We start from the raw sequence: 25068 nt of genomic DNA on the forward strand, positions 1-25068 counted from the left end.
TGGCGTTTGCTATCTCGTCAAGTATATTCACTTCTGCCAAACTAAACGAGACAAAAAATATATTCATCTGTGCGTATAAGTCACAAATGAGTCTCACAGATGAGGAGCCAAGCAAGCACTTATGGGCCATTTCCGCCAGATTTCCACCTTCGTCGAAGTCGTCGCCCGCGGCAGCCTGTCCGCCGCGGCGCGCGCCGAGGGCATCGCGCCCGCCATGATCGGGCGCCGCCTCGACGCCCTCGAGAGCCGCCTCGGCGTCAAGCTGCTGCAGCGGACCACCCGCAAGCTGGTCCTCACCGACGAGGGCGCGGCCTTTCTCGAAGATTGCCAGCGCATCCTGGCCGAACTGGAAGAGGCGGAGGCGGCGGTGTCCGAGCGCAGTGCGCGGGCCACCGGCCACCTGCTGGTGTCGGCGCCAGCCGGCTTCGGGCGCCAGCACGTAGCCCCGCTGGTGCCCTCCTTCGTGCTCGAACACCGCGACGTCACCGTCAACCTGAACCTGAACGACCGGGTGGTGGACGTGATCGGCGAAGGCGTCGATGTGGCGATCCGCATCGCCGCCCTCTCGGATTCGAGCCTGGTCGGGGTCAAGCTGGCCGACAACCACCGCGTCGTGGTGGCGGCCCCGAGCTACCTGAAGCGCCATGGCACGCCGCAGGCGCTCGATGAACTGGCGCGCCACAACTGCCTGGCGATCAGCAGCGAGGGCAGCCAGCGCGGCTGGGCCTTCCAGGAGAACGGCAGGATCGTGACCCTGAAGGTGAGCGGTAATATGGTCTGCAACGACGGCGCCGTGCTGCACGAATGGGCGCTGGCGGGACGGGGCCTGGCCTGGCGCTCGATGTGGGAAGTGGGACCGGAAATCGCGGCGGGCCGGCTGGTGCCGGTGCTGGAGCAGTTTGCGGCGCCCGGCAACGACATCTATGCGGTATTCGCGCAGCGCCGCCACCTGCCGCTGCGGATCCGCGCTTTCGTCGATTTCCTGCGCCACACTTATTCGCAGCCAGATTATTGGCGGAACAAGTGACAGAAATCGATGGGCAAAAAAAATCCCCGGACATGCCGAGGATTTTTTGCTGACATTCAGCGTTGTATCACGAGGATTACAGCGGCTGGATGTTCGATGCTTGCTTGCCCTTCGGACCCGAGGTCACGTCGAACGAAACACGCTGATTCTCTTGCAGCGACTTGAAGCCTTGGGATTGGATCGCCGAGAAGTGAGCGAACAGATCTTCGCCGCCCTCATCCGGGGTGATGAAGCCGAAACCCTTGGAGTCATTGAACCATTTTACGATGCCAGTTGCCATACTATTTCCTATTTCAGTTGAAGTGGACTTGCGTCCGTTTACGATCGTTTGAAGAAGCAAGAAACAAATGACAGACTAACTGCACTGCTACCTCGAATCCAACGATCCCTAATTATACCGAATAAACCAGAAAAGACACGGTTTTCACGAAATAAAAACGCGGCAATCGTAATCGTTCCAAATGCCAACTTTTACGACGCCGTATTTGCGTCGGCAGTACGCAGAATATAGGTCATCGACAATTGGCAAGTTTGTCCTAAATCAAACGACTCCTGGACAGCTTTTTTGTCCGGGATCTAGGTAACGGACTCGTCATTAGGATAGGCGCCCTTCGGGTCGCGCAGGGCCCAGGCCACGAACACGTCGAGCTCGGCCAGCCAGGCGTTCCACTCTTCCGGAGCGACGGCGTCGAAAGTCATCAGCACCCGCAGGCGCTGCTCGATATTGCGCGCCTGCTGGCCGAGGATGCGGAAACCGAAGGTCGCGGCCGATCCTGCCAGCGTGTGCAGCACCGCGTGCAATTCCCGGATCAGTTCCGGCTGCGGCTGGCGCGTGTCGAAAGCGTTGCGCGCCACCGACACCCGTCCCAGCGTTTGCGGCAGCGCCGTCGCGAACTTGTCGTTGAATTCCGCGAGGCGTTCGAAAAACCCGGCGTCCACCGCGTCGTTCATTTTCTGCTCGTTACCCGCCGACATCGCTTTATTTCGTGCCGAAGATGCGGTCGCCGGCATCGCCCAGGCCCGGGATGATGTAGGCGTGGTCGTTCAGGTGGCTGTCCAGCGAGGCCACGTACAGCTTGACGTTCGGGTGGGCCTTGTGGAACACCTCCACGCCTTCCGGCGCCGCCACCAGGGCCAGGAAGATGATCTGGTCGTCCGGCACGCCGCGCTTCTTCAGCACGTCGACGGCATAGACCGCGGAGTTGCCGGTCGCGACCATCGGGTCGCACAGGATGAAGGTGCGCTCGTTGGTGTCCGGCAGGCGCACCAGGTATTCGACCGGCTGGTGGGTTTCCGGATCGCGGAACACGCCGATGTGGCCGACGCGGGCCGACGGCACCAGCTCCAGCAGGCCGTCGCTCATGCCGACGCCGGCGCGCAGGATCGGGACGATGGCCAGCTTCTTGCCGGCGATGACGGGAGCGTCGATCGTCATCAGCGGGGTTTCGATCTCGCGGGTGGTCAGCGGCAGGTCGCGGGTGATCTCGTAACCCATCAGCAAGGTGATCTCCCTGAGCAGCTCGCGGAAGGTCCGCGTCGAGGTGCCGCGGTCGCGCATGTGCGACAGCTTGTGCTGGATGAGCGGATGGTTCAGGATGAACAGGCTAGGGAAACGCGGATCTTGTTTCATTATCGGTACTCTATATAAATGCGGCCAGCCGTGGCTGAAAAACGAGCATTATCCCAGCCGCGGACCTATTTGTCCCTACCTTGTTGAAGAAATTTCCAGAGCGCGCGCCAGGATCGCCGGACAATCGACCCCGTCCGGCAGGCGCCCGAACGCGCCGCCGACGTCCTGGGCGATGCGCGACGCCACGAAGGCATCGGCCACGCAGCCCGGCGCATGGCGCAGCAGCAGGCCGGCCTGGACCCCGACCACCAGCCGCTCGGCCAGGCGCCGCGCGCCGAATTCGGACGCCGCCATGGCATCGATCTCGTCCAGCAGTTGCGCACTCCAGGCGTCGTAGCGGGCGTCGAGCCCGGCCGCCAGGCCCAGTTCCTGCTCGAGCGCGGCGCGCGCGTCGGGCGTCTTGCCGAAGGCCCGCAGCACGTCCAGGCACATCACGTTGCCCGACCCTTCCCAGATCGAATTCACCGGGAACTCCCGGTACAGGCGCGCCAGCGGGCCGTCCTCGACATAGCCGTTGCCGCCCATGACTTCCATGGCCTCGCCGCCGAAGGCCGGGCCGCGCTTGCACAGCCAGTACTTGCCGGCCGGGGTCAGGACGCGGCCCAGCAGCACCTGCGCCGGATCGTCCTGCTGGTCGTAGCAACGCGCGAGGCGCAGCGCGAACGCGATCGCGGCTTCCGATTCCAGCGCCAGGTCGGCCAGCACGTTCTGCATCAGCGGCTGTCCGGCCAGCGGCCGGCCGAAGGCGCTGCGCCCGCGCGCGTGGTGCAGGGCGTGGCAGAGCGCCGCGCGCATGATGCCGGCGGTGCCGGTCACGCAGTCGAGCCGGGTATGGCTGCCCATTTCGAGGATGGTCGGGATGCCGCGGCCCTCCTTGCCGATCATCCAGCCGATGGCGTCGCAGAACTCGACCTCGGACGAGGCGTTCGAACGGTTGCCGAGCTTGTTCTTCAGGCGCTGCACGCGGATCGCGTTGCGGCTGCCGTCCGGCAGGTAGCGCGGCACGAAAAAGCAGCTGAGGCCCGCGCTGCTGCCGGCGTCGCACTGGGCCAGCACCAGGTGGGCGTCGCACTGCGGCGCCGAGAAGAACCATTTGTGACCCACGATCACGAATGCGCCCTCGCCCTGCTCGCCAAAACGCAGCCTGGCCTCGGCCGGATCGAGCGGCGCGGCGCGCGTGGTGTTGGCGCGCACGTCGGTGCCGCCCTGCTTTTCCGTCATGCCCATGCCGACCAGGGCGCCGCGCTTTTCCGCCACCGGCAGCGAACGCGGGTCGTACTCGCGCGACAGGATCTTCGGCAGCCAGCGCGCGGCGATCGCGGCGTTCTGGCGCAGCGCCGGCACCGCGGCATAGGTCATCGTGACCGGACACTGCGAGCCGTTCTCCACCTGGCCGAACATCAGGTAGGCCGCCGCCCGCGCGACCTGGGCGCCCGGGCGCGGCTGGCCCTCGCTGCGTTCCCACGGCAGCGAGTGGGCGCCGTTCTCGATCAGCAGGGTCATCAGGCGATGCCAGGCCGGATGGAATTCGACCTCGTCGACGCGGTTGCCGTTGCGGTCGAAGTTGACCAGGCGCGGCGTGAACTCGTTGGCCAGCCGCGCCAGGTCCAGCACCTCCCTGCTGCCGAGCTGGGCGCCGAGCGTGTCCAGCATGCCGGCGGCCCAGCCGGCGCCTTCGCGCGCCAGCCCCTCGCGCAGGGCGGGATCGCAGCGGAACAGGTTCACGTCGCCGAACGGCGCGGCCTGGTTGAATACCTCGTGCGTATCGAATCGGTTCATGTCCCCGCCTCCTGGTTGGTTGGCCGTTTGTTGCACATAAGCATCGCGCCTGAGAAGGAAAAGTTTCCTAATTGCACTATATCGGCGACAATGCAACGGCTCGGCAGCGCGATCGAGTTATCGACAAGACAACAAGGCTAGCGTAAAGCACCATGCCGGGCAAGCAGGACCTGTTTCAAGCGACAGCTGCGGGGCGTCAAGGAAGAAGGAACGCAAGGCGGGCTTGTGTTTTTTAATGCTTCCGAGAATCTTTCAGTGATACATTGCCGGTGGATTTGGTACACTCGTGCGGTTCCATCGGAATCCCTGGTTCCGGCCAAGATAAGAAAGCAGATATTTCAACAATGCGCCCCGGTTCACCAGCAGCAGCGAACGAGGATCCGCGTCATGCGCCGCCAGCCTACGGGCTGGATGCGCTCATGGAAGCGGCTGGCGACATCGCATTCCGGATCGATCCGTCCGGCCTGATCCGCCACGCCAGCCAGCGCGCCCGCAAGCTCCTCGGCAAGGACGAAGAACTGCACGGCAGCCCGCTGCCCGCCCTTGCCCTCGACATCGACCAACCCGCACTGCGCAATGCCATCGTCGACGCCACCGCGCGCGCCGAACCGGTGCTGGTCGAAGCGCGCCTGCGCGTCGGCGACATGGCCGCCACTGGCCAGGAGACCTGGTTCGAGCTGCGCGTCAGCCTGCTCGACGGCGGCCCGGAGCTGCTGGCGGTAGGCCGCGACATGTCGGCCCAGCGCGCCACGGAGCAGCGCCTGCGCCACATGGCGACCCACGATGCCCTCACCGAGCTGCCGAACCGGCTGCTGCTGTCCGACCGCATCCGCATGGTGATCGCCAACGCGCGCCGCTCCGGCCAGGGCTTCTCGGTCGCGACCATCGGCCTGGACGGCTTCAAGAAGGTCAACGACGGCCTCGGCCACCCGGTCGGCGACGCCGTGCTGCGCATGGCCGCGGGCCGCCTGCGCAAGACCCTGCGCGACAGCGACACCCTGGCCCGCGTCGGCGGCGACGAATTCGTCGCGGTCCTGCCGGGCACCTTCAACGAAGCCCAGATCAAGCTGGTCACCGGGCGCCTGCTGGCGGCCCTGCAATCGCCGTTCGAGATCGACAGCCACACGGTCTACCTGGGCGCCTCGATCGGGGTCTCGGTCTATCCCGAGCACGCCGAGGACGAAGTGCGCCTGCTGGCCCTGGCCGACAGCGCGATGGGCCGCGCCAAGGAAACCGGCGGCGCCCGCGCGATGGTCTACAGCACCCGCGCGCCGGGACCGCTGGCCGGCCCGGCCCAGCACGACATCTCGCTCGAAGCGGCGATGTTCCAGGCGGTGCGCGAAGGCGAGTTCCTGCTGTATTACCAGCCGATCGTCAGCAGCCGCACGCGCCGCATCGAAGGCTTCGAGACCCTGATGCGCTGGAAGCATCCGACCCTCGGGATGGTGCCGCCGGTGCGCTTCATCCCGATCGCCGAGACCAATGGCCTGATCAACATGCTGGGCGCCTGGGCGCTGAAATCGGCGCTGGTGCAGCTGCGCCAGTTCGAGGAAGTCGCCCGGCGCGACCTGTACATCTCGGTGAACATCAGCCCGCGCCAGTTCCGCAACGACCGCTTCCTGGCCGTGCTGGACGATGCCCTGGCCTTTTCCGGCAGCGCCGGCGACAAGCTGGTGCTCGAGATCACCGAGGGCACGCTGATGGTCGATCCGGCGCATGCCGAAAGCATCCTCGGCAAGATGGCCGAGCGCCGCGCCCGCATCGCGATCGACGATTTCGGCACCGGCTATTCCTCGCTCGCCTACCTGAAGCGTTTCCCCATCTCGGTACTGAAGATCGACCGCGCCTTCATCAAGGACCTGCCCGCCTCCGCCAAGGACGCGGCGATCTGCAACGCCGTGCTCGACCTGGCCAAGCACCTCGACCTGTCGGTGGTCGCGGAAGGCGTCGAGACCGAAGAACAACTCACCTACGTGGAATCGCGCGGCTGCGACTACGTGCAGGGCTACCTGACCGGCAAGCCGATGTCGGCGCACGTCGCGATGGCCGCACTGAAAGAAGACCTGTACACCGAGCTGCTGCCGGACGACCTGCGGGCGGGCACATCATGATCCAGACACTCCAGACCGAGCGTTCGCCGAAGGCCGACGCGACCCTTGCCCTGTTGTGGGAACGCATCCGCCGGCGCGGCGACATGCCCGGCTTCACGCGCGCCATCAACGCCATCCTGGCCTCGATGCGCGGCGAGGACGAGCGCGACTTTTCGATGACCCAGACCGTGCTGTCCGACCCGGTCCTGACCCAGAAGGTGCTGCGGCTGGCCAACAGCGGCATGTACTCGGCCTTCGGCCAGCGCATCAACACGGTGTCGAAAGCCGTGCTGGTGCTCGGCACCGAGGCGATCGGCCACCTGGCCCTGGGCCTGAAGCTGATCGAAGAGCTGGGCAAGTCGACCCCGGATTCGCTGCAGGCCCACATCGAGATGGAAAAAGCGGTGCTGGCCGGGATGGTGGCCCAGCAGGTGGCGGCGAAGGCCGACCTGCGCGACCCCGAAGAAGCGGTGGTCTGCTCGATCCTGCATTCGCTGGGCCGGATGATGATCACCTTCTACCTGCCGGAACGCTGGACCCTGCTCCAGCAGGCCGCCAGCGAAGGCGCCGAGGACGCCGCCGCGCTCGACCAGCTCGGACTGACCCTGGAACAGGTCGGGCGCGCCACCGCCGAACACTGGGGCCTGCCGCGCAACCTGATCGCCGGCATGCGCCGGGTCGAGCCGGGCGAACGCGGCGAGACCTTCGGCCACGACGACTGGCTGGCGGCGCTGGGCACGATGTCCTCGCAGTGCGCGGACTCGCTGTGGCACGGCGACGAACGCGCGAGCGACCAGGTCGCGCAACTGGCGTCGAGCTTCGCGCCGATGCTGGGCATCGAGCCGGACAACATCGTCGGCGCCATCGAGCAGGCCAAGGTCGAAGCGGCCGCCGACCTGTCGATCGCGCCGCTGGCGAACCCGCCCGAGAAGCGTGCGCGCGCCGCCGCCGCGGTGCGCATGCGCGACGCCGGCAACAAGATCCTGGTCAGCGGCGTGGCCGAGATGCGCGACGCCGCCGCCAGCGCGACGCCGGGCCAGATGATGTCGATGGCGATCGAGACCGCCTACCACGGCCTGTCGTTCACGCGCGCCTTCGGCTTCCTGCGCAGCCGCCGCGACGGCAAGTACAGCGCCAAGATCGGCCTCGGCGACGGCGCCAGGAACCTGCAGCCGGACCTGGTGTTCGACGATGCCTACGAACCGAACGTCTTCTTCGCCGCCCTCGGCAGCGACCGCGTGATCTTCATCGAGAACGCGCGCGACCCCAAATTCGCCAGCAAGCTGCCCGGCTGGTGGAAAGGCGCGCTCGGTTCGGCGCGCTGCTTCGTGATCATCCCGCTGTGCACGCACGGCGAGCCGGTCGGCTTCATCTACGGCGACTGGGACGACCGCTTCCCGTCGGTATTCCTGAGCCAGACCGAGTTTTCGCTGCTGAACGACATGCGGGCGCTGGTGGTGCGCTCGGTCGAGCGGCGGCAGCAGCTGGAAGCGGTGGCGACGCGCGCCTGATTCGTCGCGCACACGAACGTCATTCCCGCGAAAGCGGGAATCCATACGGGGTTCCAGGAATCCGTCAATCCGAAGCACCTCGACGGCATCGAGACAACGGCTTCGGAGCCTCGGCATGGGTTCCCGCTTTCGCGGGAACGACGGCGGAACGCGCGAACGACGTTATATACGCGGCGTACTCACCCGCACATCCCCGCACTGCGCCCGATGCATCAGCGCATGGTCGATCAGGACCAGCGCCAGCATCGATTCGGCGATCGGCGTCGCGCGGATGCCGACGCAGGGGTCGTGGCGACCGAAGGTCTCGACCATCACTGGATTGCCGTCCTTGTCGATCGAACGGCGCGGGGTGCGGATCGAGGACGTCGGCTTGATCGCGATCGAGACCGTGATGTCCTGGCCGGTCGAGATCCCGCCCAGCACGCCGCCGGCGTTGTTGCCGACGAAGCCTTCGGGCGTCAGTTCGTCGCCGTGCTCGGAACCCTTCTGCACCACCGAATGGAAACCGGCGCCGATCTCCACGCCCTTCACCGCGTTAATCCCCATCATGGCGTAGGCGATGTCGGCGTCGAGCTTGTCGTAGATCGGCTGGCCCAGGCCCACCGGGACGTTCTTCGCCACCACCTCGATGCGCGCGCCGATCGAATCGCCGGCGCGGCGCAGCTCGTCCATCGCGGTTTCCATGCGCGCGATCAGGTCCGCATCCGCGGTCGCGGCGAAGAAGGGATTCGCGTGCACGTGCTCGAACGACTGGAACGGCACGGCGATGTCGCCGAGCTGGGACATGCAGCCCATGAATTCGGTGCCGTAGTGCTCGCGCAGCCACTTCTTGGCGATCGCACCGGCGCCGACCACCGGGGCGGTCAGGCGCGCCGAGGAACGGCCGCCGCCGCGCGGATCGCGCACGCCGTACTTGTGCCAGTAGGTGTAGTCGGCATGGCCGGGGCGGAAGGTCTCGGCGATGTTGCCGTAGTCCTTGCTGCGCTGGTCTTCGTTCGGAATCAGCAGCGCGATCGGGGTGCCGGTGGTGACGCCCTGGTAGACGCCGGACAGGATCTGCACCTTGTCGCCTTCCTGGCGCTGGGTCACGTGGCGCGAGGTACCGGGCTTGCGGCGGTCGAGATCGGGCTGGATGTCGGCCTCGGACAGGGCCAGGCCGGGAGGGCAGCCATCGATGACGCAGCCGATGGCCGGGCCATGGGACTCGCCGAAAGTGGTGACGGAAAACAGCTTACCAAATGTATTGCCAGACATGGATGCGTGCATGTTGAGTAAACGGAATGGTCGATTTTACCAGCACGTGGGTATCTGCGGTGGGTAGCGGCATCGGAACAACGCCGGCAATGTTGCCGTGGAGAATTTTTTCCTGTCGAGTCAGCAAGTCAGATATACTAGATTTCATTGATCCAAGCCAACTGGAGACCCAGCAATGCCCGCACCGACGACGCCCCCGGGCCCCGCGCAGGACGACGAGCTGGTATTCGTCGACGAAGCGCCGGCAGCCCCCAGCGGCGCCACGGACGTAGCAGCCGGCCTGCCCGGCAACATGTGGCGGGTGATGATCGTCGACGACGACGCCGACGTCCACTCGACGACCACGTTCGCGCTCGGCAGCCTGGAAGTGCACGGCCGCAGGCTCGACTTCCTGCACGCCCACTCGGCCGCGCAGGCGCGCGCACTGCTGGAACGCGAAGGGGACATCGCCGTCATCCTGCTCGACGTCGTGATGGAAGAAGCGGATGCCGGCCTGCACCTGGTGCGCCACATCCGTGAAACCCTGCAGCTGCGCGACGCGCGGATCATCCTGCGCACCGGCCAGCCCGGCTACACGCCCGAGATGGACGCCATCCGCGGCTACGACATCAACGATTACCGCACCAAGTCCGAACTCACGCGCACCAAGCTGTACACCGCGGTGGCCTCGGCGATCCGCGCCTACGAGCAGATCCGCGCGCTGGAAGCCAGCCGCCGGGGCCTGGCCGACGTGGTGCGCGCGAACGCCGAGCTGATGGCCCTGCGCTCGATGTCCGGCATGGCGGAAGGCATCCTGCGCGAAGCGGCGCGCCTGATCGGCCAGCCGGCGCCGGGCCTGATGTGCTCCTGCCTGGGCGGCATGCAGGCCGCGGCCTGGCAGGTGCTGGCCACCAGCGGCGATGCTGACGCGCTGGCGCCGGCCGGCATGCTGGCCGCGACTGGCGACGGCCCCGCGGCCGCGATCCGCCAAACCCTGTGCGAGCAGCGCCACCTGTTCGGCGAGCGCCACCTCACGCTCTACTTCGGCGGCAAGGCCCGTTGCGACTTCGCGGCCTGGATCGGATTGGAGCGGCCGCTCGACCCGCTGCGGCGCGGCCTGCTGGAACTGTTCGCCTCGAACATCGCGGTCGGCCTCGACAACGTGGCCCTGCTGACCGACCTGCAGCGCGCCGCGTTCTACGACCCGCTGACCGGCCTGCCGAACCGTACCCGCCTGGTCGAACTGATCGACGACGGCCTGACCCATAAACGTGAAACCGCGGCGGACATGGCCGACGAGGTGCTGTGCCTGGTCGACATCGACCATTTTTCCGAGATCAACGACGCCCTTGGCCACCAGTTCGGCGACGCCCTGCTGGTCGCGGTCGCGCAGCGCCTGCGCGCCCTGCTCCATCCGCGCCTGCAGCTGGCGCGCATCGGCAGCGACATCTTCTGCGTGCTGGGCGAATCCGCCGAGGTCGATCCGGAGGCGCTGCGCGGCCTGTTCGCCGCGCCCTTCTCGATCGAAGGCCAGGACGTGCAGGTCTCCAGCACCCTCGGCCTGGTGCGCCTGCGCGAACACGACGGCAGCGGCGCCGATGCCCTGAAGGATGCCGACATCGCCCTGAAGCGCGCCAAGAGCCGCCAGCGCGGCGGGCATTTCTATTTCTCGCGCGGGATGGGGGTCGAGATCCGCGAACGCGTGCGCCTGATGCACGCGCTGCGCAGCGGCTTCGCGCGCGGCGAACTGTTCCTGGCCTACCAGCCCCAGGTCGAGCTGGCCACCCACCGCCCCTTCGGCGCCGAAGCCCTGCTGCGCTGGCGTACCGAGGATGGCCGGCAGGTAGCCCCGGACCGCTTCATCCCGATCGCGGAATACTCGGGCCTGATCATCGAGATCGGCGAATGGGTGCTGCGCCGGGCCTGCGCCGAATTGATGCGCCTGCGCGAGGCGGGCCATCTCGACTTCACGATGTCGGTCAACGTCTCGCAGGTGCAGTTCCGCCACCCGGGCTTCCTCGACATGCTGCGGCGCGCCCTCGCGGATACCGGTGCGCCGCCGGAACGGATCGAACTCGAGATCACGGAATCGATGGCGATGGAAGAGCCGGACCTGCTGATCGAGCGCCTGGCGGCGATCAAGCGCACCGGCGTCTCGATCGCGATCGACGACTTCGGCACCGGCTTCTCGTCGCTGTCCTACCTGCAGCGCCTGCAGGTCGACCGCCTGAAGATCGACCGCGCCTTCGTCACCGAGATCACCGGCTCGGCGCGCGGCAGCAGCATCGCGGAAATGGTGATCGAACTGGGACGCAACCTGGGCCTGTCGATCATCGCCGAGGGCGTGGAGGATGAGCGCCAGGCGCAGATCCTGCAGGCGCTCGGCTGCCCGCTGGCGCAGGGCTTCCTGTTCTCGCGGCCGCTGGCGCCGGAGGCTTTGAGGGAGTGGTTGGGCGAGGATGCCCTGACCCGCGCAGCCTGAATCGTCATTCCCGCGCAGGCGGGAATCCAAGTTTGCCCGAGTAGATCGAGCAAGCGCCGGCAGTCAGCAACGAACTTGGGTTCCCGCCTTCGCGGGAACGACGGTTCAATCGTTGACGCTTAATCTTCTGCCGCCTGCTCCGCCGGCCAGTCCCGGATATACGCCTTCAGCATCCGGTTCTCGAAGCTCTGCGCCTCCAGCACCGCCTTCGCCACGTCGTAGAAAGAGATCACGCCCAGCAGGGTGCGGGCGTTCATCACCGGCAGGTAGCGCGCATGCTTTTCCAGCATGATCCGGCGCACCTCGTTGACTTCGGTGTCCGGGGTGACCGTGATCGGGCTGTCGTCCATGTGCTTGCGTACGTTGCCGGCGGCGGTCACGCTGCCGTAGGTGTTGACGGCCTTGATCACTTCGCGGAAGGTCAGCATGCCGACCAGGTCGCCGTATTCCATCACCACCAGCGAACCGATATCGCGTTCCGCCATCGTCGCGGCCGCGTCGCCCAGCGGCGTGTCCGGAGACACCGTGTAGAGGATATCGCCCTTCACCTGCAGGATTTCAGATACTTTCATAGTGGTCACCATGTCGTGAGTACGTGGTACGGGAGCGCTGGGAACGAGAGAACTGGACACTGGATTCAAGAGGTACGGAGACCTTGTTCAACACATAACGCCGACTCTAGCCTATGCCTCTCAAAAAAGCCAGACTTGCGCGCTAACAAACTCGTGCGGATGATGATGAAAAGCCACTAGCGTGATGGTAGGATGCCGGCTTGTCTACACAACTATGGATGAACCGATCATGAGCGGTCCCAGGTATCCCGGCTTCGACACCCTCTCGCTGCACGCCGGCGCCAGCCCCGACCCGGCCACCGGCGCGCGCGCCACGCCCGTCTATTTCACGTCCTCGTTCGCCTTCCGCGACGCCGACCACGCAGCCTCGCTGTTCAACATGGAACGCGCCGGCCACGTCTATTCGCGCCTGTCCAACCCCACCAATGCGGTGCTCGAGGAACGCATCGCCGCGCTCGAAGGCGGCGTGGGAGGCATCGCCACGGCCAGCGGCCAGGCCGCGCTGCACCTGGGCCTGGCGACCATCGCCGGGGCCGGCAGCCACATCGTCGCCTCGCGCGCCCTGTACGGCGGCTCGCACAACCTGCTGGCCTATACCCTGAAGCGCTTCGGGATCGCCACCACCTTCGTCGACCCGCGCGACCACGACGCCTGGCGCGCCGCGATCCGGCCCGAGACCAAGGTCCTGTTCGCCGAGACCGTCGGCAACCCGGGCCTGGACGTGCTCGACATCCCGCGCGTGGCCGGGATCGCCCACGAACACGACCTGCCGCTGATGGTCGATTCGACCCTCACCACGCCGTACCTGGTGAAGCCCTTCGATCACGGCGCCGACCTGGTGTTCCACTCGGCCACCAAATACCTGTGCGGTCACGGCACCGCGATCGGCGGCCTGCTGGTGGACGGCGGCGGCTTCGACTGGCAGCGCGCGCACGAGCGCACCGGCCGCTTCGCCGAGCTGTGCGAACCCTACGACGGCTTCCACGGCATGGTGTTCGCCGAGGAATCCACCGTCGGCGCCTTCGCCCTGCGCGCGCGCCGCGAGGGCCTGCGCGACTTCGGCGCCGCGATGAGCCCGCACAACGCCTTCGCCATCCTGCAGGGCATCGAGACCCTGGGCCTGCGCATGGAGCGCCATGTGGCGAACGCGCGCAAGCTGGTCGAATTCCTGGTCAGCCATCCGGCGGTGGAGTCCGTGGTCTGGCCGGAGCTGGAAACCCATCCGGACCATGCCCTGGCCAGGAGCCTGCTGCCGCGCGGCTGCGGCGGCGTGTTCTCCTTCCACCTGCGGGGCGGCCGCGCGGCCGGCAAGCGCTTCATCGACGGCCTGAAACTGTTCTCGCACCTGGCCAACGTCGGCGACGCCAAGTCGCTGGCCATCCACCCGGCCTCGACCACCCACTTCCGGGTGCCGGCCGGCCAGCTCGCGGCCGCCGGCGTCGGCGAGGGCATGATCCGCCTGTCGGTGGGGCTGGAGGATGCGGACGACCTGATCGAAGACCTGGCGCGCGGCCTGAAGCTGGCCCAGAAGGGAGCCTGAGATGATGCTCGACGTCCAGAACGCCCCGGTCTATTGCTACACCGGCGGCAAGGCCTTCGATGCCGCCCAGCCCACCATCGTGTTCGTGCACGGCGCCCAGAACGACCATTCGGTGTGGGCCCTGCAGAGCCGCTACCTTGCCCACCACGGCCACAACGTGCTGGCGGTCGACCTGCCCGGCCACGGCCGCAGCGGCGGCGACGCGCTGGCCACCGTCGAGGCGATGGCCGTCTGGCTGCTGGCCCTGCTGGACGCGGCCGGCGCGCGCCAGGCCCTGCTGGTGGGCCACAGCATGGGTTCGCTGGTCGCACTGGAAGCGGCACACCGCGCGCCGGAACGGGTGACGGGCCTGGCCCTGCTCGGCACGACCTGGCCGATGAAGGTCTCCGATGCGCTGCTGGCGGCCTCGAAGGACGAGCTGCAGGCCGCGATCGACATGGTCAACATCTGGTCGCACTCGGGTCCCTTGCCGCGGCCCGCGAGCCCGGCGCCGGGAATGTCGGCGATGGGCCTGTCGCGCCGCCTGATGCAGCGCATGGCCGAGCGCAATCCGGCCCAGCTGTTCTACACCGACTTCGCCGCCTGCAATGCCTATGCCAACGGCGGCGAGGCCGCCGCCGCCGTCGCCTGCCCGGTGCTGTTCGTGCTGGGCTCGCGCGACGTGATGACCCCGCCACGTTCCGCGCAGGCGCTGACGGCGGCGCTCAGGCATGGCAAAATCGTCACCGTGGATGCCGGCCATGCCATGATGGCCGAACAGCCCGACGCCGTGCTCGACGCCCTGCGCGCGTTCGCCGGCGACTGCGTGCGCAACTAGAAGACGATGGAGGCCAGGATGGCGGCGGTGCGCTACAACAGCTTTTCCGAGTTCTACCCCTGGTACCTGAGCCAGCACGACAACCGGCTGTGCCGGCGCGCCCATTTCATCGGGACCTCCTCGGCCATCGCCGCGATCGCCCAGTACATCGACAGCCTGAATCCGTGGTGGCTGCTGTTCGCGGTGGTCAGCGGCTATGGCGGCGCCTGGATCGGACACTTCGTCTACGAGAAGAACAGGCCGGCGAGCTTCGGCAATCCGTGGTGGTCGTTCCGGGCGGACTGGGTGATGTACTGGCAGATGCTGACAGGAAAGATCAGCTGGTAAACGTCTTCACGTTGACGAGCCCGACCAGCCCGACGTCGGACGCCTGCCTGAGGTCGGCGTCGGCGGCCGCGATCGCCTCCCTGGTCAGGACAGTGGCGTCCTGCACGCCGAAGGCCTGGTTGCGGCCCGCCGTCTTGGCCAGGTACAGGCACAGGTCGGCGAGGTGGACCAGCTGCTGCCAGTCCGGCGCGCCCTGCCCGTCCGCCGGCTTCGGGCAGAAGCCGAGCGAGACCGTGACGGTGAGTTCGCGCCCGTCGGCTTCGATCGGCGTGCCCGACACCGCGGCCAGCAGGCGCGCGCAGACCTGGCGCGCCTCCTCGGCGGCCACGCCCGGCAGGTAGGCCAGGAATTCCTCGCCGCCCCAGCGGATCAGCACGTCCTGTTCGCGCAGGCTGCCGGCCAGCCGCGCAGCCACGTCCTTCAGGACCACGTCGCCGGCGCCGTGGCCGAAGCGGTCGTTGATCGACTTGAAGTGGTCGATATCGAGCAGCAGGAATACGCCGGCGCTCCAGCCCGGACGGTCCGATTCCCCCTCGAAGCGCGGCACCACCTGCTCGTAAAAATAATGGCGGTTGAACAGGCCGGTCAATGAATCGCGCGTGGATTGGCGGAACAACTGCTCGTTCTTGGTTTGCAGCGAGGCGTTCGCCTTCGCCACCCGCCGGTACAGCAGGGCGATCAGGACCGCCGCAACCAGGGTCGTCACGCTGAGCAGCACCCACAGGCTGCGCACTCGCTTGACCGTATCCAGCTCGGCCGCTTTCATCGCGCTCTCGTGGTGCAGCCTGGCGAGTTCGGCCTGCTTCTTCTGGTCCGCGACGACCCGCTGCAGCGCCTGGTAAGACAGCTGCTTTTCCTTGCGCCACGCTGCCAGCGACACCTGGCCCGCCTTTTCATAGACCGTCAGGGCCACGCCGCCCTCGCCCACCTGGTTCAGGGCGTGACCGTACTCCAGCAGCATGCGCACGTAGCGCTCGTCGTCCTGCAGGCCGGCCAGCGCCGCCTCGACGGTGGCCCTGCCGTTGCGGATGTCGCGGAAATAGATGCTGGCGATGCCCAGCTGGAAGGAAGCGAGCTTGCGGCCGGTGTCGTCGCCGAACTCGCGCGCGATGCGCAGCGCCGCTTCGCTGGTCCGGGCGGCTTCGCCGAAGCGCCGCGCCTGGATATACAGTTCGGCCAGGTTCGCCAGCGGCGTCGCCAGCCGCTCGCGCGCCTTCAGCTGTTCGAGGATGTCGATGGCGGCCTGCAGCGCCGTTTCGGCGCGCCTGGCGCGGCCGGCGCGGGCGGCGACCGCATACTCGGCCAGCCGCGCATGGGCCAGCAGGGCCGGAATGCCTCTTTTCCCGGCGATCGCCACCAGTTCGTCGGTCAGGGCCAGGGCCTCGTCGTGGCTGCCGACCCCGGCCAGCAGGCGGGCCTGTTCGCGCAGGGCCATCGCCAGGGCGTCCGGGTCATCGCCGGTCCTGGCCAGCGCCAGGGCGCGGCCGGTCAGGTCGAGGGCGTCGGCGCTGCGGCCATCCTGCTCGGCCAGCAAGCCCTGGGCGACCAGCGCGCGGGTCTTGAGATAGATGTCGCCGGAGGGCTCCGCGAGGCGCGCCGCCTCTGCGACCACCCGGCGCGCCGCTTCCTGGTCGTGCAGGAGCCGGGACAGCGCCGCGCCATGGCTCAGCATGGCGCCGGCCAGCAGGCCATCGTCGCGCAGCGCGCGGCCGAGTTTTTCGGCCTGCAGCGCGGCATCCACGGCCTTGTGCCGGTCGCCGAGCCAGTACCAGGCGCGGCTGGTCTCGATCAGGATCCGGGCCTGCTCGGCGCCGCTGCGCCCTTCCTTCAGCCGGTCGAGGGTCGTGAGCGCCTGGGCCGGCGCCACATAGGCTTCCTCGCGCGCCACCGCGAGTGCGCGCACGAACGCCTCCTCGCCCGGGCCGGCATGGGCCAGCGCCGTCCAGCACAGGAACAGCAGGCCAAAAAGGAAGCGGTGCACGACCATGTGATCTCCAAACGTCTCCCGACAATAGTAACATCAGGAAACGTTAGATTCCACAATTCAACACTCAATCGTGTCCGTACGGAAACAGAACAGTGCGTGCGGGGCACTGAAATTTAACAGTTCGTTAACTCTTGAAGTGGTCCGCGAGTGTCTGGTCGAGCCCACGCTCGACCGCCGCCTCTACCCTGCGCGCCAATGCGGCCGTGTCCAGCGCCAGCGGCGAGACCGTGACCGTCTCCCCCGCCGCCGCTGCAGCCCCGGCGCCGGGTGCGGGCGTCGCATCGCTGCCGGCGCCGCCGAACACGAACAGCCGGTAGACGTCGGACAGGCGGATCAGCGCAGGGTCGACCAGCAGCACCCAGCCGTCGCCGCCTTCGCGCGCGCCGCGGCCCAGGATCGCCTGCATGGATTCCTCGGCGTGGACGCGGCCGACCCAGCCCACCGCCACCATCTGCTCCAGCAGCTGGGTCATCTCGTCGTAGCCGATGCGGGTGTGGGCGCGGATCTGGGCGCCGGTCACCAGCGCCGATCCGCTCAAGGCCGAGCCGCCGTGCAGCACCTTCAGCACCGCCATCGCGTCGACGAAGGCGCCGCCGGGCACCGGCTCGTACCACCAGCGCTCGTATTTCACCACCGGCAGCGCGGCCGTCAGCAGCGCACCCACCAGGGTGATCAGCCAGGACAGGTACATCCACAGCAGGAACAGGGGCAGCGCCGCCAGCGCGCCGTAGATGATGGCGTAGGTCGGGAACTGGCGGATGAAGATCGCGAACACGCGCTTGGCGATCTCGAAGGCGATCGCCGCCACCAGCCCGCCCCACAGGGCGTCGCGCCAGTCGACCCAGCGGTTCGGCACCGTCATGTACAGCAGCGCATAGGCGCCGGTGGTCAGCGCCACCGACATCACGGAATACACCAGCGCGCCGAAGAAGGGCAAGGCACTCATCAGGCCGGTGGTGGCGCTGAACAGCTGCGAGGTCAGGGTCAGCGAGAGGCCGAACAGCAGCGGCCCGAGGGTCACCAGGGCCCAGTAGATCAGCACCCGCTGCACCAGCGGCCGGGGACGTTTCACGCGCCAGATCTGGTTGAAGGCGCGCTCGATCATGTTGATCATCGCCGCCGTGGTCAGCACCAGGGCCACCGCGCCCACCGCCGACAGCCGGGTGGCCTTGCTGGCGAACTGGGTCAGGTTCGAGGTGATCGTGTTCGCGATCGCCTTCGGCATCACCATCTGGACGAAATAATGGTCGAGCGCCGAGCGCAGTTGGCCGAAGATCGGGAAGGTGGTGAAGATCGCCAGCACGATGGTCAGCAGGGGCACCAGCGCCAGCGTGGTGGTGAAAGTCAGGCTGCCCGCCACCTGCGGCAGCTTTTCCTCGGTCAGGCGGCGCCGCGCGAAACGCACCAGGTGGCGCACGTCCGCCCAGGTGAGTCCGCGCACCATGTCGACGCTGACGTTGATCATCTCGCTGGTGGAACGGGACAGGGAGGAGACGGTTTTCGAGAGCATCGGTGAAATTGGGTGGCGCGCGGTCGTGTCGCGCTTCGTGTCATATTATAAAGCGCCCTATAATACCAACGATGAACCCAACCAATCTGATCATCCTCGTCCTCTACTACTCACGCCATGGCAAGACACGCAAGCTGGCCGAACTCATTGCCCAGGGGGTGGAGAGCGTCCCCGGCCTTGAAGCGCGCCTGCGCACCGTGCCCGCCGTATCGACCGTGGCCGAGGCGACCGAGCCGGACATCCCGCGCAGCGGCGCGCCTTACGTGGAGCTCGAGGACCTGGCGGAATGCGCCGGCCTGGCGCTGGGTTCGCCCACCCGGTTCGGCAACATGGCGGCGGCAATGAAGTACTTCCTCGACGGCACGTCGGCGCAGTGGCTGTCCGGCACCCTGTCGGGCAAGCCGGCCGCCGTGTTCACCTCCACCGGCAGCCTGCACGGCGGCCAGGAGTCGACCCTGCTGTCGATGATGATTCCGCTGCTGCACCACGGCATGATGGTGATGGGCCTGCCCTACACCATGCCGGAACTGATGACCACCGAAAGCGGCGGCAGCCCCTACGGCGCGACCCACTGGTCCGGCGTGGACGGCAACCGCCCGATCACGGACGACGAGAAGCGGCTGGCGATCGCGCTGGGCCGGCGCCTGGCGCTGGCCAGCCGCAACCTGCAGGGGATGGAATAGGCAATGCAAGTCCATAGGGTATTTCATACGGGGGCGGTGACCAGCCTGGTCATCCTGTGCGTCTGGCTGCTCGCCTGGGAGATCGCGGTCGCCCCGCTGCATCCGGGCGGCTCGCTGCTGGCGCTGAAGGCACTACCGCTGCTGCTGCCGCTGCGCGGCGTGATCAAGCGCGACCTGTACACGCTGCAGTGGTCGTCGATGGTCATCCTGATCTATTTCGTCGAAGGCGCGGTGCGGGCCTGGAGCGACCGGATCGAACTGTCGCGCATCATGGCGCTGGGCGAGGTGCTGCTGGTCTGCTGCTACTTCGTGTTCGCCCTGCTCTACCTGCGCCCGTACAAGAAGCAGGCGAAGAAGCTGGCCAAGGAGCTGCTCGACAAGGTCAAAGTGCCGCATGACTGATCCCGCATCCGATCTGTTCCTGGCCCATTGCCGCGAGCTGATCGGCCATGAACACGTACTGGTCGACGAGCACGACGTCGCCCCCTACCTGACCGACTGGCGCGGCCGCTTCACCGGGCGCGCGCGGGCCGTGCTGCGTCCCCTGGATGCGGCCCAGGTGGCCGGCCTGGTGCGCCTGTGCGCCGCGCACCGGGTGCCGGTGGTGCCGCAGGGCGGGCGCACCGGGCTGGTGATCGGCAGCGTGCCGGACGAATCCGGGCATGCGGTGGTGCTGTCGCTGCGCCGCCTGAACCGGATCCGCGCCGTCGATCCGATCAACCGCACCATGACGGTGGACGCCGGCTGCATCCTGCACGACATCCAGCACGCGGCGGCGCGCGCCGGCATGCTGTTCCCGCTGTCGCTGGCGGCCGAAGGCAGCTGCACCATCGGCGGCAACCTGGCGACGAATGCCGGCGGCACCGGCGTGCTGCGCTACGGGAACACGCGCGAACTCTGCCTCGGGCTGGAAGTCGTCACCGCCCAGGGCGAGCTGTGGAACGGCCTGCGCGGACTGCGCAAGGACAATACCGGCTACGACCTGCGCGACCTCTACATCGGCGCCGAAGGCACGCTGGGCGTGATCACCGGCGCGGTGCTGAAACTGTACCCGCAGCCGAAAGCCGGCATCACCGCCCTCGTGGCCCTCAGTAGCTGCCGCGATGCGCTGGCGCTGCTGAAGCTGGCCCAGGACACGGCCGGCCCGACCCTGACCGGCTATGAGCTGATGAGCGACGTCTGCCTGCGCCTGGTCGGCAAGCACTTCCCCGGCCTGCCGCATCCCTTCCCCGACACCCATCCGCAGTACGCCCTGCTGGAACTGTCCAGCCACGAGTCGGAACAGCATGCGGTGCGCCTGCTGGAACAGACCATCGAGAACGCGCTGGAGGCTGGCCTGGCGCAGGACGCCGTGGTCGCGACCTCGATCGCGCAGTCGCGCGCGCTGTGGGCGATCCGCGAGCACATCCCGCTGGCCCAGGCCGCCGACGGCAAGAACATCAAGCACGACATCTCGGTGCCGATTTCGCGCATCGCCGATTTCGTGGAAGCCACCGACGCCCTGCTGGCGCACGCCTGGCCGGGCGTGCAGGTGGTCTGCTTCGGCCACCTCGGCGACGGCAACCTGCACTACAACATCGCGCCCCCGGCCGGCACCCCGCACGACGCCTTCCTGGCCTACCAGGGCGACGTCAACCGCATCGTGCACGACAGCGTGGCCGCCTTCGCCGGCTCGATCTCGGCCGAACACGGCATCGGCGCCCTCAAGCGCGACGAGCTGCCGCGCTACAAGGCGCAAGTCGAACTCGACCTGATGCGTGCCATCAAGGCCGCGCTCGACCCGCTGGGCATCATGAACCCTGGCAAAATTCTTTGACCAGGAGACTACATGATGCGCATCCTTTTCTTCCTCGCCGCCTGCCTGTGCTCGGCCGGCCTGCATGCCCAGGACGTCTATAAATGCAGCGCCGGCGGCAAGACCAGCTATAGCGACCGCCCCTGTACCGAGGGTGCTTCCAGGACCCTGCCGCCTCCGCAGGCCGGGATCTCGCCGGCCGACACGATGGGACCGCAGGGCGGCGATGCTCGCACCCTGCTGGAACTCGAGAAGGCCCGGATCGCCCGCGAGAAGGCGGCGGAAAGGCAGGGCAAGGTCGAAGTCCGCCAGGCGCGCGCGGCCCAGGCCCAGCGCAAGAAGTGCGACAAGCTGCGCCTGCGCCGCAAGTGGGCCGAGGAAGACCTGGCGCGCACCGCGCATGGCCCGAAGCAGGAGGCCGCGCGCATCCGGCTGCGGCGCCAGCTCGAGGCGCTGGCGGTGGAATGTCCGGCCTAGGGCTGCTGTCGCGCTGGCTGCTGATCGGCGAATGGCGCGCACATCCGATGCGCGCCGTGCTGGCGGTGGTGGCGATCGCGGTCGGCGTCGCCATGGGCTTTGCCATCCATTTGATCAACGCCGCCGCCTTCAACGAATTCTCCGCCGCGATCCAGAGCCTGGCCGGCCAGGCCGATCTGCAGGTGACGGGCCGCGAAGCCCAGTTCGACGAGGCCATCTACCCGCGCCTGGCCCGGCATGAAGGGGTGGCGCTCGCCTCGCCGGTGCTGGAAGTGGACGCCGCCCTGGCCGGCAGGCCGGGCGCCCTGAAGATCGTCGGCCTGGACGCGCTGCGCGCCGGCCAGGTGTCGCCCGACCTGATGGGCGTGCCGGACAAAGGCCGCGGCGCCGACGTGCTGGCCGACGACACCATCTTCCTGTCGCCGGCGGCGCAGGGCTGGCTGGGCGTGCGCAGCGGCGCGACCCTGGTGCTGCGCGCCGGCACGCAGGACGTGCCGCTGCGCGTGGCCGGCCCGATCCTGCGCGCGCGCAGCGGCCAGCGCCTCGGCGTGATGGACATCGGCGCCCTGCAGTGGCGCTTCCGGCAGCTGGGCAAGCTGTCGCGGGTCGACCTGAAGCTGCGCGACGGCGTCGACCGCGCTTCCTTCGAACGCGGCCTGGCGGCCGAACTGGAACGCGACTTCCCCGGACGCTTCACGGTGGCGGCGCCGAACGACGCCAGCCAGGAGAGCCGCAACAATAACCTGAGCCGCGCCTACCGCGTCAACCTGACCGTGCTGGCCCTGGTGGCGCTGTTCACCGGCGCCTTCCTGGTGTTCTCGACCCAGGCCCTGTCGGTGCTGCGCCGGCGCAGCCAGTTCGCGCTGCTGCGCGTGCTGGGCCTGCCGCGCCGGCTCCTGCTGCGCCAGGTGCTGGTCGAAGGGGCCAGCCTGGGCGTGCTCGGCGCCCTGCTGGGGATCGGCGCCGGTTACGCGCTGGCGGCGGCCGCGCTGGCCTTCTTCGGCGGCGACCTCGGCGCCGGCTACTTCCCTGGCGTGAAACCGACCGTGATCTTTACGCCGGTGGCGGCCGGCGTGTTCTTCCTGCTCGGCCTGGGCGTGGCGCTGCTGGGCTGCGCGGCGCCGGCCTGGGAAGCGGCGCGCGCCCGCCCCGCGGTCGCCCTCAAGTCGGGCAACGACGAAGTCGCGCTGGAGCGCCTGGCGCGCGTCTGGCCCTCGCTGCTATGCCTCGCGGCGGCCGCGGCCTGCGCCTTCGCGCCGCCCGTGGCCGGGCTGCCCCTGTTCGGCTACTTCGCCGTCGCCCTGCTGCTGATCGGCGGAATCACCCTGATGCCGCGCCTGGCGGCCGCCAGTTTCCGGCTGCTGAACCAGCTTTACATGCGCAGGCACGGCGCGCCGTCGCCGGTCCCGAGCCTGGCGCTGGCGCGGCTGGCGAATGCGCCGGGCCAGGCCTCGATCGCGCTGGGCGGCGTGCTGGCCAGCTTTTCCCTGATGGTCGCGATGGGCATCATGGTGGCCAGCTTCCGCGTCTCGGTGGACGACTGGATGCTGCACATCCTGCCGGCCGACCTGTACGTGCGCACCGCCAGCGGCGGCAATACCGGCGGCCTGGGCCCGGGCGAGCAAGCCGCCATCGTCGGCCTGCCCGGCATCGCGCAGGCCGCCTTCCTGCGCACCCGCCCGCTGACGCTCGATCCGGCCCGCCCGGCCGTCACCCTGATCGCGCGCGACATCGATGCCGCCGATCCCGGCCGGCTGCTGGCCCTGGTCGGAAACAGCGTCCCGGCGCCCGCGGGAGAACTGCCGGTGTGGGTCTCGGAAGCCATGACCGACCTGTACGCCATGCATGTCGGCCAGCGGATCGCGCTGCCGCTGGGCGGGCGCCGGCAGCGCTTCGTCGTGGCCGGGGTCTGGCGCGATTACGCCAACCAGTCCGGCTCGGTGGTGATCCGCCGCGACGACTACCGGCGCCTGACCGGCGATACGACCGTCACCGACGCGGCGCTGTGGGCCGCCAACGGCGTGCGCCCGGACGCGATCGCCGCGCGCCTGCGCGCCCTGCCCTTCGGCGCGACGCTGCAACTGGCCAGCCCCGGCGAGATCCGCGCCGCCAGCCTGCGCATCTTCGACCGCAGCTTCGCCGTCACCTATCTGCTGGAAGCGATCGCGATCGCGATCGGCCTGTCCGGCGTGGCCGCCACCTTCTCGGCCCAGACCCTGGCGCGGGCGCGCGAGTTCGGGATGCTGCGCCATGTCGGCGTGTCGCGCGGCCAGGTGCTGCGCATCCTGGCGCTGGAAGGCGGCTCGCTGACGGTGCTCGGCGTGGCCACCGGCTTCGCCCTCGGCCTCCTGATCAGCCTGATCCTGGTGTACGTGGTCAACCCGCAATCCTTCCACTGGACCATGCAGCTGCACCTGCCCTGGCCGCTGCTGGGCAGCGTGGCCGCGGTGCTGGTGCTGGCCTCGGTGGCGACGGCGCTGGTGTCGGGCCGCTATGCCCTGTCCGGGGGGCCGGTGCGGGCCGTGCGGGAGGACTGGTGATGCTGCGCCGGCTGTTCATCCTGCTGCTGGCGCTGGCCGGCCTGGCGAACGCCGCCCCGCCCACCTTCGCGCCGGTCACGCCCGGCCGCACGCTCGTCTTCCCGCAGGACTTCGGTGCCCATCCCGGGCACCGCACGGAATGGTGGTACGTGACGGGCTGGCTGGCTACCGCCGACGGCAAGCCGCTCGGCTTCCAGGTGACCTTCTTCCGCAGCCGTACCGAACACGATCCGGCCAACCCGAGCGCGTTCGCGCCGAAGCAGCTGATCATCGGCCACGCGGCGCTGTCCGACCCGGCTACCGGCCACCTCGAGCACGACCAGCGCAGCGCGCGCGAAGGCTTCGGCCTGGCCTGGGCGCGAACCGGCGACACCGACGTCAGGCTGGACGACTGGCGCATGCGGCGCGGCGCCGACGGCCGTTACCGGGTCGAGGTGCGCGGCGGCACGCTGGCCTTCGAACTTGCGCTGGCGCCGACCCAGCCGCTGCTGCTGCAGGGCGAAGCCGGTTTTTCGCGCAAGGGCCCGAAGCCCGGACACGCCAGTTATTATTACAGCGAGCCGCAGCTGCAGGTATCCGGTACCGTCACCCGCGCCGGCAAGGCGGTGGGCGTGAAAGGCACGGCCTGGCTCGACCACGAGTGGTCCAGCCAGGTGCTGGAAACGAATGCGGCCGGCTGGGACTGGGCCGGGATCAATCTCGACGACGGCGGCGCCCTGATGGCTTTCCAGATCCGCGCGAAGGATGGCGGCAAGCTGTGGGCCCACGCCACCCTGCGCGACGCGGCCGGGCGCCTCACCCAATACGGCGCGGATCAGGTATCGTTTACCCCGCAGGCGCACTGGAAGTCGCCGCGCACCGGGGCCAGCTACCCGGTGGCGACCACCATCGCGACCGGGCCGCTGCGCTGGCAGCTCACGCCCCTGCAGCAGGACCAGGAACTCGACTCGCGCCGTTCGACCGGCGCGGTGTACTGGGAGGGCGCGGTGAGCGTGGGCCGCGACGGCCGCCCGCTGGGCCGCGGCTACCTCGAGTTGACCGGCTACGTCGATCCGATGCAACTCTGAA

The 25068-nt window shown here is 68.2% G+C and carries 21 protein-coding genes; 13 read left to right on the forward strand and 8 right to left on the reverse strand.

The features are described from left to right. Positions 1-121 precede the first annotated feature (121 nt). On the forward strand, positions 122-1027 hold the full coding sequence (locus tag AC3A6M_RS18020; protein WP_487854095.1) for a LysR family transcriptional regulator: 906 nt from the start codon (positions 122-124) through the stop codon (positions 1025-1027). 76 nt (positions 1028-1103) lie between these two features. On the opposite strand, the gene AC3A6M_RS18025 is transcribed toward AC3A6M_RS18020, so the two are convergent. From AC3A6M_RS18025 to AC3A6M_RS18040, 4 genes are all read right to left on the reverse strand, one after another. After that, a complete protein-coding gene (locus AC3A6M_RS18025) occupies positions 1104-1307 on the reverse strand; it encodes a cold-shock protein (protein ID WP_036166698.1) in 204 nt (67 codons plus the stop codon). Positions 1308-1603: 296 nt separating this feature from the next. Next, positions 1604-1978, reverse strand: a complete 375-nt coding sequence (locus tag AC3A6M_RS18030; protein ID WP_487854096.1) for an Hpt domain-containing protein — start codon at positions 1976-1978, stop codon at positions 1604-1606. A 28-nt stretch (positions 1979-2006) separates the two neighbouring features. Next, positions 2007-2657 (reverse strand): uracil phosphoribosyltransferase, encoded by a 651-nt coding sequence (gene upp / locus AC3A6M_RS18035; RefSeq protein ID WP_487854097.1) that lies wholly within the window; start codon positions 2655-2657, stop codon positions 2007-2009. Positions 2658-2732: 75 nt separating this feature from the next. Beyond that, positions 2733-4436 carry an isovaleryl-CoA dehydrogenase gene (locus AC3A6M_RS18040; protein ID WP_487854098.1) on the reverse strand — a complete coding sequence of 568 codons (1704 nt, stop codon included), beginning with the start codon at positions 4434-4436 and terminating at the stop codon, positions 2733-2735. A 344-nt stretch (positions 4437-4780) separates the two neighbouring features. On the opposite strand from AC3A6M_RS18040, the gene AC3A6M_RS18045 reads away from it, so the two are divergent. Continuing rightward, positions 4781-6547, forward strand: coding sequence for a putative bifunctional diguanylate cyclase/phosphodiesterase (locus tag AC3A6M_RS18045; protein WP_487854099.1), 1767 nt, complete (start codon positions 4781-4783; stop codon positions 6545-6547). Continuing rightward, positions 6544-8037: an HDOD domain-containing protein gene (locus AC3A6M_RS18050; protein WP_487854100.1), complete on the forward strand. Its 1494-nt coding sequence runs from the start codon at positions 6544-6546 to the stop codon at positions 8035-8037. Before AC3A6M_RS18045 ends, AC3A6M_RS18050 begins: the two co-directional genes overlap by 4 nt. 162 nt (positions 8038-8199) lie before the next feature. Here the strand turns inward: AC3A6M_RS18050 and aroC are convergent, their stop codons facing one another. After that, on the reverse strand, positions 8200-9291 hold the full coding sequence (aroC, locus tag AC3A6M_RS18055) for a chorismate synthase (RefSeq protein WP_487854101.1): 1092 nt from the start codon (positions 9289-9291) through the stop codon (positions 8200-8202). Positions 9292-9466: 175 nt separating this feature from the next. Here aroC and AC3A6M_RS18060 point away from each other — a divergent pair, with 175 nt between their 5' ends. Then, on the forward strand, positions 9467-11752 hold the full coding sequence (locus tag AC3A6M_RS18060; RefSeq protein WP_487854102.1) for a putative bifunctional diguanylate cyclase/phosphodiesterase: 2286 nt from the start codon (positions 9467-9469) through the stop codon (positions 11750-11752). Between the two features lie 119 nt (positions 11753-11871). Here the strand turns inward: AC3A6M_RS18060 and AC3A6M_RS18065 are convergent, their stop codons facing one another. Further along, positions 11872-12324, reverse strand: a complete 453-nt coding sequence (locus tag AC3A6M_RS18065) for a CBS domain-containing protein (protein ID WP_487854103.1) — start codon at positions 12322-12324, stop codon at positions 11872-11874. 229 nt (positions 12325-12553) lie between these two features. Between AC3A6M_RS18065 and AC3A6M_RS18070 the strand changes: the two genes are divergently transcribed. The 3 genes from AC3A6M_RS18070 to AC3A6M_RS18080 are packed head-to-tail and all read left to right on the forward strand — an operon-like array spanning position 12554 to position 15008. Beyond that, on the forward strand, positions 12554-13864 hold the full coding sequence (locus tag AC3A6M_RS18070) for an O-acetylhomoserine aminocarboxypropyltransferase (protein ID WP_487854104.1): 1311 nt from the start codon (positions 12554-12556) through the stop codon (positions 13862-13864). A 1-nt stretch (position 13865) separates the two neighbouring features. Beyond that, entirely contained in the window at positions 13866-14681 is an 816-nt protein-coding gene (locus AC3A6M_RS18075; protein ID WP_487854105.1) for an alpha/beta fold hydrolase, read from the forward strand. A gap of 6 nt (positions 14682-14687) precedes the next feature. Next, complete coding sequence (locus tag AC3A6M_RS18080; RefSeq protein ID WP_487854106.1) at positions 14688-15008, forward strand: Mpo1-like protein; 321 nt, start codon at positions 14688-14690, stop codon at positions 15006-15008. Here AC3A6M_RS18080 and AC3A6M_RS18085 read toward each other — a convergent pair. Continuing rightward, positions 14998-16995, reverse strand: a complete 1998-nt coding sequence (locus AC3A6M_RS18085) for a sensor domain-containing diguanylate cyclase (protein WP_487854107.1) — start codon at positions 16993-16995, stop codon at positions 14998-15000. The two genes, AC3A6M_RS18080 and AC3A6M_RS18085, sit on opposite strands and share 11 nt — an antisense overlap. 124 nt (positions 16996-17119) lie before the next feature. Then, positions 17120-18505 carry a YihY family inner membrane protein gene (locus AC3A6M_RS18090; RefSeq protein ID WP_487854108.1) on the reverse strand — a complete coding sequence of 462 codons (1386 nt, stop codon included), beginning with the start codon at positions 18503-18505 and terminating at the stop codon, positions 17120-17122. 71 nt (positions 18506-18576) lie between these two features. Here AC3A6M_RS18090 and wrbA point away from each other — a divergent pair, with 71 nt between their 5' ends. The 6 genes from wrbA to AC3A6M_RS18120 are packed head-to-tail and all read left to right on the forward strand — an operon-like array spanning position 18577 to position 25067. Continuing rightward, positions 18577-19188: an NAD(P)H:quinone oxidoreductase gene (gene wrbA / locus AC3A6M_RS18095; protein ID WP_487854109.1), complete on the forward strand. Its 612-nt coding sequence runs from the start codon at positions 18577-18579 to the stop codon at positions 19186-19188. 3 nt (positions 19189-19191) lie between these two features. Then, positions 19192-19590 carry a DUF2069 domain-containing protein gene (locus AC3A6M_RS18100; RefSeq protein ID WP_487854110.1) on the forward strand — a complete coding sequence of 133 codons (399 nt, stop codon included), beginning with the start codon at positions 19192-19194 and terminating at the stop codon, positions 19588-19590. After that, the gene (locus AC3A6M_RS18105) at positions 19583-21004 is read left to right on the forward strand and encodes an FAD-binding oxidoreductase (RefSeq protein WP_487854111.1); all 1422 of its coding nucleotides are present in this window, start codon (positions 19583-19585) and stop codon (positions 21002-21004) included. Before AC3A6M_RS18100 ends, AC3A6M_RS18105 begins: the two co-directional genes overlap by 8 nt. A gap of 12 nt (positions 21005-21016) precedes the next feature. Beyond that, complete coding sequence (locus AC3A6M_RS18110; protein WP_487854112.1) at positions 21017-21460, forward strand: DUF4124 domain-containing protein; 444 nt, start codon at positions 21017-21019, stop codon at positions 21458-21460. Then, the gene (locus AC3A6M_RS18115) at positions 21448-24000 is read left to right on the forward strand and encodes an ABC transporter permease (protein WP_487854113.1); all 2553 of its coding nucleotides are present in this window, start codon (positions 21448-21450) and stop codon (positions 23998-24000) included. Before AC3A6M_RS18110 ends, AC3A6M_RS18115 begins: the two co-directional genes overlap by 13 nt. Continuing rightward, positions 24000-25067, forward strand: a complete 1068-nt coding sequence (locus tag AC3A6M_RS18120) for a lipocalin-like domain-containing protein (RefSeq protein ID WP_487854114.1) — start codon at positions 24000-24002, stop codon at positions 25065-25067. Before AC3A6M_RS18115 ends, AC3A6M_RS18120 begins: the two co-directional genes overlap by 1 nt. Position 25068 lies beyond the last annotated feature (1 nt).

Source organism: Telluria sp. Soil_C_11 (genome assembly GCF_057657395.1).

Coding starts and splice junctions, on each gene's coding strand:
- AC3A6M_RS18020 (WP_487854095.1), top strand. CDS start 122: ATGGGCCATTTCCGCCAGATTTCCACCTTCGTCGAAGTCGTCGCCCGC.
- AC3A6M_RS18025 (WP_036166698.1), bottom strand. CDS start 1,307: ATGGCAACTGGCATCGTAAAATGGTTCAATGACTCCAAGGGTTTCGGC.
- AC3A6M_RS18030 (WP_487854096.1), bottom strand. CDS start 1,978: ATGAACGACGCGGTGGACGCCGGGTTTTTCGAACGCCTCGCGGAATTC.
- upp (WP_487854097.1), bottom strand. CDS start 2,657: ATGAAACAAGATCCGCGTTTCCCTAGCCTGTTCATCCTGAACCATCCG.
- AC3A6M_RS18040 (WP_487854098.1), bottom strand. CDS start 4,436: ATGAACCGATTCGATACGCACGAGGTATTCAACCAGGCCGCGCCGTTC.
- AC3A6M_RS18045 (WP_487854099.1), top strand. CDS start 4,781: ATGCGCCCCGGTTCACCAGCAGCAGCGAACGAGGATCCGCGTCATGCG.
- AC3A6M_RS18050 (WP_487854100.1), top strand. CDS start 6,544: ATGATCCAGACACTCCAGACCGAGCGTTCGCCGAAGGCCGACGCGACC.
- aroC (WP_487854101.1), bottom strand. CDS start 9,291: ATGTCTGGCAATACATTTGGTAAGCTGTTTTCCGTCACCACTTTCGGC.
- AC3A6M_RS18060 (WP_487854102.1), top strand. CDS start 9,467: ATGCCCGCACCGACGACGCCCCCGGGCCCCGCGCAGGACGACGAGCTG.
- AC3A6M_RS18065 (WP_487854103.1), bottom strand. CDS start 12,324: ATGAAAGTATCTGAAATCCTGCAGGTGAAGGGCGATATCCTCTACACG.
- AC3A6M_RS18070 (WP_487854104.1), top strand. CDS start 12,554: ATGAGCGGTCCCAGGTATCCCGGCTTCGACACCCTCTCGCTGCACGCC.
- AC3A6M_RS18075 (WP_487854105.1), top strand. CDS start 13,866: ATGATGCTCGACGTCCAGAACGCCCCGGTCTATTGCTACACCGGCGGC.
- AC3A6M_RS18080 (WP_487854106.1), top strand. CDS start 14,688: ATGGAGGCCAGGATGGCGGCGGTGCGCTACAACAGCTTTTCCGAGTTC.
- AC3A6M_RS18085 (WP_487854107.1), bottom strand. CDS start 16,995: ATGGTCGTGCACCGCTTCCTTTTTGGCCTGCTGTTCCTGTGCTGGACG.
- AC3A6M_RS18090 (WP_487854108.1), bottom strand. CDS start 18,505: ATGCTCTCGAAAACCGTCTCCTCCCTGTCCCGTTCCACCAGCGAGATG.
- wrbA (WP_487854109.1), top strand. CDS start 18,577: ATGAACCCAACCAATCTGATCATCCTCGTCCTCTACTACTCACGCCAT.
- AC3A6M_RS18100 (WP_487854110.1), top strand. CDS start 19,192: ATGCAAGTCCATAGGGTATTTCATACGGGGGCGGTGACCAGCCTGGTC.
- AC3A6M_RS18105 (WP_487854111.1), top strand. CDS start 19,583: ATGACTGATCCCGCATCCGATCTGTTCCTGGCCCATTGCCGCGAGCTG.
- AC3A6M_RS18110 (WP_487854112.1), top strand. CDS start 21,017: ATGATGCGCATCCTTTTCTTCCTCGCCGCCTGCCTGTGCTCGGCCGGC.
- AC3A6M_RS18115 (WP_487854113.1), top strand. CDS start 21,448: ATGTCCGGCCTAGGGCTGCTGTCGCGCTGGCTGCTGATCGGCGAATGG.
- AC3A6M_RS18120 (WP_487854114.1), top strand. CDS start 24,000: ATGCTGCGCCGGCTGTTCATCCTGCTGCTGGCGCTGGCCGGCCTGGCG.